General features: G+C 65.5%; 13 protein-coding genes and 1 pseudogene. 9 read left to right on the top strand and 5 right to left on the bottom strand.

The features are described 5' to 3' along the window. Both WAW17_RS09155 and WAW17_RS09150 read right to left on the bottom strand, forming a co-directional pair. Positions 1 to 86 (bottom strand): annotated as a pseudogene (locus WAW17_RS09155) (transcriptional regulator); the annotation flags it as partial. Between the two features lie 140 nt (positions 87 to 226). Further along, on the bottom strand, positions 227 to 685 hold the full coding sequence (locus WAW17_RS09150) for a MarR family winged helix-turn-helix transcriptional regulator (RefSeq protein ID WP_422332664.1): 459 nt from the start codon (positions 683 to 685) through the stop codon (positions 227 to 229). Between the two features lie 77 nt (positions 686 to 762). Between WAW17_RS09150 and WAW17_RS09145 the strand changes: the two genes are divergently transcribed. Then, positions 763 to 1,605, top strand: coding sequence for an alpha/beta fold hydrolase (locus WAW17_RS09145; protein ID WP_422332663.1), 843 nt, complete (start codon positions 763 to 765; stop codon positions 1,603 to 1,605). A gap of 229 nt (positions 1,606 to 1,834) precedes the next feature. Continuing rightward, positions 1,835 to 3,004, top strand: a complete 1,170-nt coding sequence (locus WAW17_RS09140) for an alpha/beta fold hydrolase (RefSeq protein ID WP_422332662.1) — start codon at positions 1,835 to 1,837, stop codon at positions 3,002 to 3,004. A gap of 6 nt (positions 3,005 to 3,010) precedes the next feature. On the opposite strand, the gene WAW17_RS09135 is transcribed toward WAW17_RS09140, so the two are convergent. Continuing rightward, positions 3,011 to 5,065 carry an elongation factor G gene (locus WAW17_RS09135; RefSeq protein WP_422332661.1) on the bottom strand — a complete coding sequence of 685 codons (2,055 nt, stop codon included), beginning with the start codon at positions 5,063 to 5,065 and terminating at the stop codon, positions 3,011 to 3,013. Positions 5,066 to 5,150: 85 nt separating this feature from the next. On the opposite strand from WAW17_RS09135, the gene WAW17_RS09130 reads away from it, so the two are divergent. After that, the gene (locus WAW17_RS09130) at positions 5,151 to 5,627 is read left to right on the top strand and encodes an SRPBCC family protein (RefSeq protein WP_422332660.1); all 477 of its coding nucleotides are present in this window, start codon (positions 5,151 to 5,153) and stop codon (positions 5,625 to 5,627) included. Here WAW17_RS09130 and WAW17_RS09125 read toward each other — a convergent pair. Beyond that, a complete protein-coding gene (locus WAW17_RS09125) occupies positions 5,624 to 7,285 on the bottom strand; it encodes an alkaline phosphatase D family protein (protein ID WP_422332659.1) in 1,662 nt (553 codons plus the stop codon). The two genes, WAW17_RS09130 and WAW17_RS09125, sit on opposite strands and share 4 nt — an antisense overlap. Positions 7,286 to 7,327: 42 nt before the next feature. Here WAW17_RS09125 and WAW17_RS09120 point away from each other — a divergent pair, with 42 nt between their 5' ends. The 4 genes from WAW17_RS09120 (at position 7,328) to WAW17_RS09105 (ending at position 11,549) form a co-directional block, all read left to right on the top strand. After that, complete coding sequence (locus tag WAW17_RS09120; RefSeq protein ID WP_422332658.1) at positions 7,328 to 7,540, top strand: DUF4287 domain-containing protein; 213 nt, start codon at positions 7,328 to 7,330, stop codon at positions 7,538 to 7,540. Between the two features lie 57 nt (positions 7,541 to 7,597). Then, positions 7,598 to 8,509 carry an SDR family oxidoreductase gene (locus WAW17_RS09115; protein WP_422332657.1) on the top strand — a complete coding sequence of 304 codons (912 nt, stop codon included), beginning with the start codon at positions 7,598 to 7,600 and terminating at the stop codon, positions 8,507 to 8,509. 97 nt (positions 8,510 to 8,606) lie between these two features. Continuing rightward, positions 8,607 to 10,547 carry a molecular chaperone HtpG gene (gene htpG / locus WAW17_RS09110; protein WP_422332667.1) on the top strand — a complete coding sequence of 647 codons (1,941 nt, stop codon included), beginning with the start codon at positions 8,607 to 8,609 and terminating at the stop codon, positions 10,545 to 10,547. A 6-nt stretch (positions 10,548 to 10,553) separates the two neighbouring features. Beyond that, positions 10,554 to 11,549: an NAD-dependent epimerase/dehydratase family protein gene (locus WAW17_RS09105; protein WP_422332656.1), complete on the top strand. Its 996-nt coding sequence runs from the start codon at positions 10,554 to 10,556 to the stop codon at positions 11,547 to 11,549. Between the two features lie 25 nt (positions 11,550 to 11,574). On the opposite strand, the gene WAW17_RS09100 is transcribed toward WAW17_RS09105, so the two are convergent. After that, positions 11,575 to 12,123, bottom strand: coding sequence for a GNAT family N-acetyltransferase (locus tag WAW17_RS09100; RefSeq protein ID WP_422332666.1), 549 nt, complete (start codon positions 12,121 to 12,123; stop codon positions 11,575 to 11,577). Between the two features lie 126 nt (positions 12,124 to 12,249). On the opposite strand from WAW17_RS09100, the gene WAW17_RS09095 reads away from it, so the two are divergent. Beyond that, positions 12,250 to 12,828, top strand: a complete 579-nt coding sequence (locus WAW17_RS09095) for a mismatch-specific DNA-glycosylase (RefSeq protein WP_422332655.1) — start codon at positions 12,250 to 12,252, stop codon at positions 12,826 to 12,828. 34 nt (positions 12,829 to 12,862) lie between these two features. Further along, the gene (locus WAW17_RS09090; protein ID WP_422332665.1) at positions 12,863 to 14,200 is read left to right on the top strand and encodes a WS/DGAT domain-containing protein; all 1,338 of its coding nucleotides are present in this window, start codon (positions 12,863 to 12,865) and stop codon (positions 14,198 to 14,200) included. Positions 14,201 to 14,284 lie beyond the last annotated feature (84 nt).

Below are 14,284 nucleotides of genomic sequence, written 5' to 3'. Positions count from 1 at the left end.
AGATCCCCGGCCCAATCCTCGGTCAACGGCTCACGCAGGAGCGGTGAGCAACACGCACCATTGTCCGGCAACACCTGATTCGACATGCGTCGATATTGACAGATATCGAATCAACCTGCAACCGGCCTTGGATGAACAACCCGTACTCGCTGCGCTCGCCTGGAAAACTGGTCCGATCGCAAGTTGCACCCCGGGCCCCTCATGCCTCCGCCCTGGCCGCCGTGCGTCAACGGTTCTCGGGACTCAACTCGTCGAGCAGTGAACTGAGCAGGTAGCAGGCGTCGTCGAACCGGTCGTGGCCGACGATGCTCCCCCAGCGGTGCTCGATCTCGGCAACCCGCACCGCGGCGTCCTCGAGTGCCCGCCTGCCACGCTCGGTCGGAACGACCAGTTTGGCCCGCCGGTCCCGGCTGTCCGGGACCCGCTCGACGTACCCGAGTTCCTCGAGGTCGTTGATCAGTTCGGACGCGGCGGACAGGCTCAACTCGGCACGAGAGGCGATCTCCGTCAACCGTCGCCCGTCCCAGCCGATGTTGCCGAAGATCTGCAGATGCGGGGGCCGGATATCGCCGTAACCGCGCTCTGCCATCGGCTCGCTCAACTCCCGGCGGAACTCGTGCAGCAAGCGAACCAGTAGTTGTCCCACCGCCGGCCGATCCGACGGCAGGCCTCTTGACCGTTCCATGACTCAGGAGAATACTACGGTTACCGAAGTTTCGGTTTCCGAAGCAATGCTCGAACACCGCACACCTGGGGCATCCCATGAACACACAATCGATCACCCGGACCATCCCGACGAGCGTGGGCGACCTCGCCGTACACGTCACGGGCAGCGGACCGCCGGCCGTGCTCTGGCACAGCCTTTTCGTCGACTCGACGACCTGGACACCCCTGTGCAGCCACCTGGCCGCACACCGGCGGCTGATCTCGATCGACGGACCCGGCCACGGGGCCAGTACCGCAGTGCAGCGGCTCTTCACGATGGAGGAATGCGCGGAGGCGGCAATCGCCGTTCTCGACGCGCTCGACGTCACCGAGCCGGTCGACTGGGTGGGCAACGCCTGGGGTGGACACGTCGGACTCGTCGTGGCCGCCCGCACTCCCGACCGCTGCCGCAGCGTGGTCACCATCGGGACACCGACACAGGCCCTCACCCGCAGAGAACGCGCCAGGATCGTGCCGATGGTGTGGGCGTACCGCATCGCCGGACCGATCCCACCGCTCGCGACTGCAGTAATGAACGTCCTTCTCGGTAAGGAGCTTTCACGCACACACCCGAAACAGTTCGAGGCTGTGTCGCGCACCTTCCGGCAGGCACCACGGCGCGGCATGCACCAGGCGATGCAGTCGATCATGCTGCACCGCCGAGGACTGGACCCTCTTCTACCCCGGATCGAGGTGCCGACGCTGATGGTCGTCCCCCGCGAGGACACGATGATTTCCGTCGAGCAGGCACGGGCAGCCGCGGCGACGATGCCGCACGCGGCAACCACAACAGTAGAGGGCGTCGGCCACATCACACCCCTGATCGCGGAACCAGCCGCACTCGCCGACCTGATCACCGCGTTCTGGCGCGATCCGGTGGGATACCTCGCCACGCCGTGATCACTGACGGAGCCGATCCGAGACGGCCGCCTGGTAGCGGGTCGCCGCCCAGATCGCGAGCAGTTGCAGTAGGTGTGGTTCTTCCCCGGCGCAGGCCGCGGCATGGGAATCGACATCGTTTCGCGACTCGCAAGCTCCCCGCGAAAGATTCACCGGCCCAGCGAGTCGGAACGCGCGTTGGACTCCGGCCGGATCAGTGAACTCCGGGTTCCGCGTATCGTCGGAACAGATGCCGGAGAATTTCACTCGCCATCCGTCCACCGTCGCAGACTGGAGCGGTGCCCGCAGGAAGGCGCGGTTGCGTGAGACGCGACTGGGGCACGACTGGCAGCGACTCGGTCGTGCCCGGCGGGTCCTTGCGTGGCTGGCGCTCTGCCTGATCCCCGTTTTCGTTCTCTGCGGACAGTATTGGATCGAAGACGTCCATCCCGAGCGGGAGCGACTGTCGCGGACTCATCCGCAGATCCACCACATCTACGATGCCCGGACACCTGCCGACAGCCGGACCGCGGTGGTCGACCTGGTCGGACTGGGTAATCTCGACGCGTCCGAGACGGCACGAACACTCTCTGCCTACGCCGGCATCGGACAGGTGTGGGCGGTGGAGTACGACAACGGCGGTATCGACACGGCGGTCATCAGCCGGATGATCGTCGCCTCTGCCGCACAGACGGGTACCGACAACATCATTCTGTCGGGGCACAGCATGGGCGGTGTCATCGCATTGGAAGTGGCGCAGCACATTCACGAGGACTCCGACACCGTCCTCGTCGGGGTCGTCCTCGACAGCACGCCGGTCGACCTGCATGCTGTTCGCGCCGAGAGCCGCGATGCAGGTGAGGACATGCTGCGCTGGATCGGCTGGTTGCCGGGCGCGCGGGAGAGCAGGTCGCTGCGCCTGCTCGTGGAAACTGCCGCACGCAAGGACACGTTTCTCGACACCCACTCCACCTGGTACCCGCGTATCGACCTGTCGGAGTTGCAGGTCGTGATCGGAGAGGTTGTTCACGACAAGATACTGTCCGACGACGCCGCGAGTAACGGATTGATCCAGTCGCAGTTCGAAACGATCGTCGCTTCCGGTGCGATCGACAACCTGAAGTCGCTTGCCGCCGAACGCTCCGGGCGAGTGTCGCCAGGCATCGTTTTCGTTCGCCCGCGGGTCGGCGAACGCGATCCGGTCGTCGATGTCGACTACACGCAGCGCATCCTCGTCGAACAGGTGGGTGGTCCGGACGGCTCATTGCTGGTCGCGCGGCTTGCAGGCATCGGCCATGCGAATCCCAATCAGCAACCGGCTCTCTACAATGCGGCCATCGACAAGCGGATCCTGCCGTTCTTGCGTCAGGTGCTGGTGCAAGCGGACCGGGCGGATCGTCTCTCTGCAGGAATCCGCTGACGAGTGCTAGGTGCGGGCGTCAGGGCGTTCCTGATAGTACTTGAAGTGCAGTGCGAGGCGGCCGCGCCCGTGCGTCATCGAACGCAGGGCCACCGGGTAGTCGAGCAATTCGCTGGACGGCACGGACGCGACAACCGTCACCTCTCCGTCGCCCCCGGGTTCGGTGCCTTCGATCTGTCCGCGCCGACGCCCGAGGTCGGCGAGCACGTCGCCCTGTAGTGCTGTGGGCACCGTGACCTCGACGCGGTCGACAGGTTCGAGAACGAGGGTGCCCACGTTGTCGATGGCCGCACGCAGTGCCAGCGCCCCGGCCATCCTGAAGCTGAAATCGTCCGAATCGACCGAGTGGTACTTGCCGTCGAGGACGGTGGCCCGCAGATCGACGAGAGGGAAGCCGTGACGGCCGCCGCGCTCCATCGATTCCGCGATGCCCTTCCCGACCGCGGGGACGAGCGACTTGGGGATCACACCGCCACGGGTGTGGTCGACGAACTCGAATCCGCTGTTCCGGGGGAGTGGCTCGAAGCGGACGGTGGCCACGCCGAACTGGCCGTGGCCCCCACTCTGCTTCTTGTGACGCCCCTCGGTTTGCACGGGACCGAGGAGGGTTTCGCGGTAGGCGACCTTGACCGGTTCGGTGTCGACCGGGATGCCGAACCGACGGGAGATGCGATCGAGTGTCACCTGCACGTGCACGTCACCGGCACCCCGGAGAACGGTCTGGTGGGTCTCGTTGTTGCGGGTCACCTGCAGAGTCGGATCGTCGCTGACGAGTTCGGCCAGTGCGGTCGCCAGTTTGTCCTCGTCGCCGACGCTGCGTGCCGACACGGCCACCCCGTACACCGGTTGTTTGTGTTCGATCGCCGTCACGGTGAGCGGCGATCCGATCGGCGCCAGGGTGTCGCCCGTCGCGACGTCGGTGAGCTTGATGGCTCCCACGATGTCGCCTGCGGTCGCGGTGTCGATCGGGGTGTGTTTGGTACCCAGAACGCGAAGTAGGTTGTGCAGGCGCTCCTTCGCTCCCGTCCGCTGGTCGACGAGGATGTCATCGGCGTGCACCGTCCCGGAGAGCACCTTCAGCAGCGCCACCCGACCCACGTACTCGTCGGACTGCGTCTTGAAGACGTACGCGAGGGGTTCGCCCGTCGGGTCGCAGGGCACATCGACCACCGTGCCGCCCGGCCCACGAACCTCGATACGCGGAACCTCCGCGGGTTCCGGCGCAACCCGGCACAGGAAGTCGAGCAGGCGGTCGACGGTCACCGGCTCGAGCGCGGACCCGCAGAGCACCGGCCACAGCGAGCCGCCGGTGAACCCGATGTGGAGTGCATGCTCGAGCTCCGGAACCGAGATGGCCTCTCCGTCCAGGTATCGGCCGAGAAGGTCGTCCTCGATCTCCACGACATCCTCGACGAGGTGTTCGTGCTGATCGTGCTCCTGCTCCGCGATGTCCTGAGGAATCTCCTCGCCGACAACTGCGGATCCGGACCCGGTGTCGTAGAGGATCACGTGCTCGGTGAGAAGATCGGCGACACCGGTGAACGTGGCCGCTTCGCCTACCGGCAGATCGACCGGTTCGACTCCCGCGCCGAAGTGTTCGCGAATGCCGGCGAGAGCGAGGTCGAACGAGGCCCGTTCCTTGTCCATCTTGTTGACGAACAGCAGTCGCGGGATGGACAACTCCGATGCTGCCCGCCACAGTAACTCGTCGTTGACCTGCAGCCCGCTGACACCGTCCACCACGAAGACCGCGATGTCGGCGACCCGGAGCGCAGTCATCGCGTCTCCGAGGAAGTCGGCGTATCCGGGCGGGTCGAGCAGGTTGATCCGGGTTTCACCCCAGGAGAACGACGCCAGTCCGAGTGTCAGCGACTGTGTTCGATCGTGTTCCTCCGGCAGGGTGTCGAGCACGGTGTTGCCGCTTTCGACGCGGCCGGGACGCGTGACGGCACCGGCCCGATAAAGCATGGCCTCCGCGAGGGACGTCTTGCCGTTACCCTGATGTCCGACCAGGGCGATATTGCGGATCGGATCGTCGGCGATGATGGCACCCCCTACCACGGCGATGTCGTACGGGCTCGTGCTCGACGATACCGCGCCTCGCGACCGTCCGGGCTGTTACCGGCACCAGTGAACGGAGACTGTCATGGCATCACCGAATGCACACGAGTATGTCGTCGAGCGTTCCACCGTGATCGACGCGAACCCGGAAACGGTGCACGCGCTGATCAACGACCTCCACCATTGGACGGCATGGTCGCCGTGGGAGGGACTCGATCCGGACATGCGGCGGACGTACACCGGAGCCGATTCGGGCGTGGGTGCGGCCTACGCCTGGCAGGGCAATCGCAAGGCCGGCGCGGGTTCGATGCTGGTCACCGAGTCGATGCCGGGGGAGAAGGTCGTCCTCGATCTCGAGTTCGTCAAGCCGTTCCGGGCGCAGAACACCGTGACGTTTCTTCTCGCGCCGCACGGGGAAGGTACCGAGGTGAGATGGCGGATGGTCGGGAAGAAGACCTGGTTCGTCAAGTTCTTCGGATTCGTCATGAGTATGGACAAGATGGTCGGCAAAGACTTCGAGAAGGGTCTCGCTCAGCTCAAAGCGGAGGCCGAGAAGCGTTAAGGGGCCGAGCTGTCACGGGTCGACAACGGCAGATCGGCGACGGTGACGAAGACGGGTGCGTCGTTCGTTCCCGGCGCGGCCTGTTCCATCACGAGCCGCGCCGCCCGGCCGTCCAGATGCAGGGTGGCCACCTGATTGCCGAAGAACGGACCGGTGACCTTGCTCCACTCGACCGGCACCGGAGGCACCCGCGACACCCTGCTCAGGAGGAACCGCACAGCCCGCTCGGTGACGCGGCTCCAGGAGATGCGGAACGTGACCTTCATCGCCGCCGGGACGTAGTTGTGCAGGGGAGAGCACGTCAACTGGTAGACATGCGACAGAATCGGTTCCGGGTAACGGGCCTCGGCCACGTAGGCGTGGTGCACGTCGCCCGACAACACCGAAATGGTCGAGGGTGACCGGCCCGCCGGTCCCGTACGCTCGCCCCGGCCGACCTGCCCGAAAAGCCGGGCAAGTTTGTCGAACGAGTCGCGGAACGACGCCCAATGTTCGAGATCCGCGCCGCGCCGGAGCTTTTCGGCCAGAGTCGCCATCCGCGGTCCCCGCGATCCGGCGGCCAGCCGCTCGTCCCACGACTCGAGGTCGTGGAGGGCGCGGGGCAGCAACCACGGCAGGGAGGTGCCGACGAGCAGATGGTCGTAGTCGCCGTCGGTCTGCTGTTCGATCCACGAGAACTCGGGTTCGGACACCATGTCGCGCCGTCCGTCGGCGAGTACCCGCCCGCACCGAGAGTCGATGACCAGCAGTCGCGCGGGTCCCAGATCGCGGCGGTAGGACCACTGCATGCCCTTGGCGCCGTCCGCCTCCTCGTCGGCAGCGGATGCGAACTCGCGCAAGAGCGGTTCGACGTCGCCGCCGTCCTTCCGGACACGTTGATACAGTTCGTTTTCGGCGAGCTGTGCGGGGGCCAGATTGCCCAGGTGCTGATACACCCAGTACGACGACAACGCGCCGACGATGCGTTCCTCCCACCACGAGCTGGCCTCGAGTTCCTCGCGCCAGGACTGTGAGGTGTTCCAGTCGTCGGTCACGTCGTGGTCGTCGAAGATCATCGACGTCGGGACCGTGGACAGCAGCCAACGCACTTCCGGATCCGACCACGACTCGGCGTACAGCCAGGTGTACTCCTCGAAGTTCCGGACCTGCGCGCCTGGGGGCTCGTCGACGTCGTGGACTTCGCCGACCCGCTTCGCTATGTCGTCGGAGAGTTCGTCGGCATACACCTGGTCGCCGAGAAGCAGAAGGGCGTCGGGCCAGCTTTCCGGCGATTGCGTCATCATCCGGCGCGAGTAGGCGTCGAGGGCATCGACGTCGAGGTGGCGGATGTTCTCGGTCGCGGACTTGGTCGCGAAGCGGCACGATCCGAACGTCAGCACGAGGGTGCCGTCGTCGGCGAGGGTCCGGATGGTGGACGGCGCGGGCGCGTCCGGAAGGGGCCACACCCGGTGCCCGTCGAGCGACACCTCGTACTCCGTGCGGGAGCCGGGCCCCAGCCCCTCGACGATCACCAGCGCGTAATGATGGCCCGCGACGGTCCAGGTGCGTTCGGTACATCCGAGCACCTCGACGGTGCAGGCTTCGGACGTCTCGACCCATACCGTCGCATCGCAGCGTCCGACGTGGCGAAGGAGCGGTCCCAGGATCAGCTCGGCCATCTTGTCAGCGTATCTGTCGGAGATCGCGATTACCCTCCTCTCATGACTGAACCGCTGAAGGGGCCCGCGGCGTACTTTCCGTCGATCGAGAAGAAATACGGTCGTTCGATCGAGGAGTGGAAGGCGATCATCCGGTCGTCCGGCCTCACCAAGCACATGGAACTCGTGAACTGGCTGAAATCGGAGCACTGGCTGGGTCACGGTCACGCCAACGCTCTCGTTGCGCACACACTGCAGGAAGACGGGTCCCGCTGACCATCGCGTCCGACGATTCGGGACCGTCGGCACTCCCCTCGGGTCTAGGTTCGAAGCATGGACACACCGCTGGCCGGGAGGGTCGCCCTGGTCGCCGGCGCCACCAGGGGAGCGGGCCGGGGTATTGCCGTGCAGTTGGGTGCGGCAGGTGCCACCGTGTACGTCACGGGGCGGTCCACCCGTGCCCAGCCCTCCGAGATGAAGCGTCCGGAGACGATCGAGGAGACCGCGGAACTCGTGGACGCCGCAGGTGGTCGCGGGATCGCGATCCAGGTAGACCACCTGGTGCCCAACGAGGTTCATGCGCTCGTGGCGCGGATTCATGCGGAGCAGGGCGCGCTGCACGTTCTGGTCAACGACATCTGGGGCGCCACCGCGATCGAGTGGGACAGGACGGTCTGGGAATCCTCACTCGAGGTCGGGCTCCGTTACCTGCGGCTGGGTGTGGAGACACACGCGATCACCAGCCACTTCGCCATTCCACTGCTCATCGAGTCACCCGGCGGCCTGGTTGTCGAGGTCACCGACGGAACCGCCGACTACAACGCGAACCACTACCGTGTGTCTTTTTTCTACGACCTGGCCAAGGCATCGGTGAACCGGATGGCGTTCGCGCTCGCTCACGAACTGCCACCCCATGGAGCGACAGCGGTGTCCGTCACCCCCGGCTGGTTGCGTTCGGAGATGATGCTCGACGAGTTCGGGGTCACCGAGGAGAACTGGCGTGACGCGACGGAGCGCATTCCGCACTTCGCAATCTCCGAGAGCCCGGCATTCGTGGGACGCGCTGTCGCGGCGCTCGCCCAGGACCCCGACGTCGCCCGGTGGAACGGAAAGTCCCTGTCCAGTGGTGAATTGGCGAAGGTGTACGGCTTCACCGACGTCGACGGCAGCCGCCCCGATTGTTGGCGTTACATGGTCGAAGTACAGGATGCAGGCAAACCCGCCGACGTCACCGGGTATCGATGATGGGTCCGAAACTGCTCTCGACCGCCCGGGCTATCATTCGGAACGAATCTGTGTCCAGGTTCTGCTGTCGAAGGGAATCGAAGTGAACGCACAAACGGTGGAAAGCGGCGCACACGACCGCGAACAGTTGGAGTTCCAGGCGGAGGCCCGCCAACTCCTGGACCTCATGGTCCACTCGATCTACTCCAACAAGGACTCGTTCCTGCGCGAGCTCATCTCCAACGCATCGGACGCGTTGGACAAGCTTCGGCTCGAGGCGTACCGGAACAAGGACCTCGATGTCGACACGTCCGATCTGCACATCGAGATCGAGACGGACAAGGAACAGCGCACACTCACCATCCGTGACAATGGGATCGGGATGACCCACGACGAGGTGATCGACCTCATCGGGACGCTCGCCAAGTCGGGTACCGCGGAACTGCGCACCAAGTTGCGTGAGGCGCGGGACGCTGCCGCCTCGGAGGAGCTGATCGGCCAGTTCGGTATCGGCTTCTACTCGTCGTTCATGGTCGCCGACAAGGTCGCGCTGGTGACTCGGAAGGCGGGCGAGAGCCAGGCCACGCGGTGGGAATCGAGCGGCGAGGCCACCTACACGATCGAAACACTGGACGGCGCGCCGCAGGGAACGTCCGTCACACTCCACCTCAAACCCGAGGACACCGAGGATCACCTTCACGACTACACGTCGGAATGGAAGATCAAGGAACTCGTCAAGCGTTACTCCGACTTCATTTCCTGGCCCATCCGGATGCAGGTCGAACGTAAGACGCCGGCCACCGAGGAAGGTGGCGAGGAACAGGTCACGATCTCGGACGAGACGATCAACTCGATGAAGGCGCTGTGGGCGCGGTCGAAGGACGACGTCACCGAGGACGAATACAAGGAGTTCTACAAGCACGTTGCCCACGCCTGGGACGATCCACTCGAGATCATCCCCATGAAGGCCGAGGGCACGTTCGAATACCAGGCTCTGCTGTTCATTCCGACGCATGCGCCGTTCGACCTGTTCATGCGGGACGCAAAGGTCGGTGTGCAGCTCTACGTCAAACGCGTCTTCATCATGGACGACTGCGACCAGCTCATGCCGGAGTACCTGCGGTTCGTCAAGGGCGTCGTGGATGCGCAGGACCTGTCGCTCAACGTCTCTCGTGAGATCCTCCAGCAGGACCGGCAGATCCGGGCGATCCGCCGCCGGCTCACCAAGAAGGTCCTTTCCACGATCAAGGACATGAAGGCCGAGCGTCCCGACTCCTACCGCACCTTCTGGGGCGAGTTCGGCCGGGCGATCAAGGAAGGCCTGCTCTCCGACACGGACAACCGCGACACACTGCTGTCGATCTCGTCGTTCGCATCGACGCACAGTGAAGAAGAGCTGACGTCGCTGGAAGACTATGTGGCGCGGATGAAGGACGGCCAGGAGCAGATCTACTACGCGACCGGTGAGTCGCGGCACCTGCTCGAGAGCTCCCCGCACATGGAAGCCTTCCGGGCCAAGGGAATCGAGGTTCTGTTGCTGACCGATCCCATCGACGAGATGTGGGTGGGGTCGGTTCCGGAGTTCGACGGCAAGCCGTTCCAGTCGATCGCCAAGGGCGAAGTCGATCTCGACACCGAGGACGACAAGAAGGCTCACGAGTCCGAGCGCGAGGAGAAGGAAAAGGAGTTCTCCGATCTGCTCACCTGGATGACCGAGGCACTCGGCGAGCACATCAAGCAGGTCCGGTTGTCGACGCGCCTGACCTCGTCGCCGGCCTGCATCGTCGGTGACGCCTTCAGCATGTCGCCCGCGCTCGAGCGCATGTACCGGGCGTCCGGACAGCCGGTGCCCACCACCAAGCGCATTCTCGAACTGAATCCGGAGCATCCACTCGTGACGGCCCTGCGCGACGCCCGTGCCGAGCGCAAGGACGATCCGGCGTTGGAGGAGACCGCCGAACTGCTGTACGGGATGGCGCTTCTCGCCGAGGGCGGCGAACTCGACGATCCCGCGAAGTTCACGGGACTCCTCGCCAACCGACTCGCCCGGACGGTGTAGATCACCTTGCGGGTACTCGTCACCGGGGGAACAGGATTCATCGGAGCGTGGAGCGCGAAGGCCGCGGTCGACGCCGGACACCAGGTACGGTTCCTCGTGCGGGATCCGGCGCGACTCACGACCAGCGCGGCCGAGATCGGTCTGGACACTTCCGATTACGCCGTCGGTGACATCACCGACGGCGAATCGGTGAGGCGGGCGATGACGGGATGCGATGCGGTGATCCACGCCGCGGCCGTGGTCGCGGTCGACCCGCGACGGGCTGACGAGATGATGGAAACCAACCTCGCCGGGGCGGAGAACGTGCTCGGGACGGCAGTCGGGCTGGGACTCGACCCCGTCGTCTACGTCTCGAGTATCGCGGCGCTGTTCCAGTCCGGACTCGGCATGCTCAGCGCGGACCTGCCGGTGCACGGTGCCTCCGACGCCTACGGGCAGAGCAAGGCGCGGGTGGAACTGTATGCCCGCGGAATGCAGGCCGCGGGCGCGCCGATCGCCATCACCTATCCGGGGATGGTGATCGGCCCGCCCGCCGGGAACCAGTTCGGCGAGGCGGCCCAGGCCGTCGAGGCTGCAGTGCAACTCCGCGGACTCCCCGGCCGCGGTGCCACGTGGACGATGGTGGACGTCCGGGACGTCGCTGCCGCCCACGCCGCATTGCTCGAGCCCGGCCGGGGAGCACGGCGATTCATGCTCGGCGGCCACCGAATGTCGATCGGGGACGTCGCCCGGATCCTGGGCTCCGTCACCGGACGAACGATGATCACGATCCCCGTCCCCGACACGGCATTACGTATGGCGGGTCGGCTGATGGACGTGGTCGAGCGGTTCGTTCCGTTCGAGACCCCCGTCACCGAGGCCGCGATGGAGTACTACACCCGTATGCCGGACACCGACGACGCTCCGAGCGAGGAGGAACTCGGTGTGAAGTACCGGGACCCCGCGCAGACCCTGGCAGATGCCGTCACGGGTCTCGCCGAGGTGGGGCGAATCAGGGTGTGAACGCAGCGCAACACCGAACCCGTGGTTATTGGTCGGAGCGCAGCTTCTTGCGGTAGACCACCACGTCGCAGGGAACTGCGAAGAGCAGGGCCAGTTCCGGGTGGGCGACCTCGGGGACGTCCGTTCGCACCGCCTCGTAGCCCATCCGCGAGTACCAGCCGGTGAGGAACTCCTTCGACGGCAGCGAGAAACCGCGTGGCTGAATGACTTCCAGCTGCATCGTGTGGTTACCGAGGCTCGCAGCAACATTCTCGGCGTGCTGTACGAGGGCGCTGCCGATCCCGATGCCCCGCACGGCCGGGTCGGCGGCGAGCATGCCGAACTCACCGACCTGGTCGTCGAGTTGCTCCACCCGCACGCATCCGACGATCCGGTTGTTCAGGTAGGCCACGAAGAGTCGCTCGGTACCGGCCAGTTCGGCAACCTCGCCTGGTGTGGTGCGGGTGAACCCGTGGGGCCACATGCCCTCCTCGGCCACTGCGTATACCTCGTTGACGAGATCGGCAAGAACGGCCGCCGCATCCTGGCCGCCCACGCCCGGTGTGCGCAGTGCGCCGATGGTCAGTTCCTGCATATTCGTCAACGTCCGTCACCTGATTTCTACGACCAGCCTGCCCGAGTCATCGTAGACCCGTCCCACTTTCCCGAAAGATGAGCACCTGACCGCACTGCGTGCGTCTCTACCTGCTCTACTGGCGGCATGGGTTTCACGCGCGCCGAGTTGGAGTCGTTTCGTGACGCGGAGGTCCCGGACCTGATCGGCCCGCGTTGCCGGCTGTTGTTCGTCGGCATCAATCCGGGACTCTGGACGGCAGCCACCGGTGCGCACTTCGCGCGGCCGGGCAACCGGTTCTATCCGGCGCTGCTGGCTGCCGGAATCATCGAGCGTGCGATCGACCCGACGGCGGGAATGTCGGATGCGGACCGGGGTCACCTCGTCGATCGGGGAGTGGGTATCACCAATCTGGCCCTGCGCGCCACCGCGAAAGCCGAGGAGTTGACCAAGGAAGAGTTGGTGCACGGCGCCGATCGTCTCCGCTCGGTGGTCCGGGCCACGGCACCGCGGGTGGTGGCGGTGGCCGGAATCACGGCGTACCGCAGGGCGTTCGGTGAGCCGGCGGCGAAGAAGGGACGCCAACCCGGAGATCTCGAAGGCGCAGACCTGTGGCTGGTTCCCAACCCCAGCGGTCTCAACGCCCACGAGACCGTCGCCACACTGGCCGAGTCGTACCGTGAGGCCGCCGAGGCCGCAGGTATCGAATGCGTCTCAGTGAAGTGAGACGGCTACCACGTAGGCTGGCGCAGTGGCACAGATGAGCCCTCGCGACGCACTGATGTACTGGATCGGCGACAAGATCCCCAACGACCAATTCCTTCTCTACGCGTTCACTCCGGGGGCTGTAGATCCGAAAACGCTGCGTGAGAAGGTTTCTCAGCGCAGCGCCGTGATCGAGGATCTGTGTCTTCGCGTTCGCGACGTTCCCTGGAACCTGGACTATCCGTACTGGGTTACGAGGACCTTCGGTGACGACCAGTTCATCGTGCACGAACTCACCGATCCGGACTGGACACGGTGCCGCGAGGCGACGGCCGCGATCGTTGCGTCGGCGCTGGACATCCGGATCGCACCGTGGCGCCTGCATGTCTTTCCCGACGTTCGCGACGTGCCCGGATGCGATGGCGTACCGGCGCTCGTCGCGATTCTGCAGGTCTCGCACGCGCTCGCGGACGGCAGGCGCGCTGCGGCCATCGCCCGGGAACTGTTCGGTCCCGGCGAACCGGGAGGCCCCCGCCCGGCGCCGGATCCGGGTCACGTCGGTCCCGTGTCCCTGGCACGGGCCGTGATGCGAACACCATTCCAGCTGGGGCAGTTGGTTGCCCGGAGTTACGATGCATTCCGGGCTTACAAGGAATCGGTTGCCCTGACCGCGCGCGGTGAATTGCCACCCCCGCAACCCGGCCGCGCGCTGACCGCGCTGAACACGGCACCCGGCACGCGGCACGACGTCCGGATGATCGTTCTTCCTCTCGCCGACTTGCGGGGCGGCCACACGGTGACAGTGAAGGCACTTACCGCCATCTCGGTGGCGTTGAGCCGATACCTGGCCGCCGGGGGAAGCGCGGTGCCCGAGACCCTGGGTGCCGAGGTGACGGTGGCGAGCCCAGGCGAAGCGCAGTCGCGGAATCACTTCCACAACGTCGGTGTCGACCTGTTTCCACACGAACCCGATCTCGGAGTCCGCGCGGAGAAGATCGCGCGAGCCCTCGACGAGCGGCGTGCGCGCGCCGTCCACCCGACCACCCTCCGGCAGGGGCGTCCGCTCGACGTGACGCCCGCGCTGCTCGTGTGGTTCGGTATCAACAGTCACGACCCGGCCGACACCCCGGCCACGGTGTCAGGCAACACCGTGGTGACCAGCGTGCACCGAGGCGCAGCCGACCTGCGGTTCGCCGGCGCCGACGTGCGGTTCACCGCCGGTTTTCCCGCGTTGTCGCCGATGATGGGCGTCACGCACGGCGTGTACAGCATCGGCGACACGATGACGGTGAGCGTCCACTCGAGCCCGCGCGTGATGCCCGATCCCGAGAACTACGAAGCTCTGTTACGTGAGGCACTCGACGACATCGCCCGGATTCTGCACGAACCGTGAGCCGGTTCAGGTTGCACTGCCACTGCTCCCGCGTACGGCTGGCTATACAGTGCAACCCATGTCTGTCGTGTATAACATCTTCGT

The sequence above is a fragment of the Rhodococcus sp. (in: high G+C Gram-positive bacteria) genome, assembly GCF_049286785.1.
GTDB lineage: Bacteria > Actinomycetota > Actinomycetes > Mycobacteriales > Mycobacteriaceae > Rhodococcus_F.
Note: the sequence above shows the minus strand (reverse complement) of the source record. Positions and strands in the feature narration are given on the sequence as shown.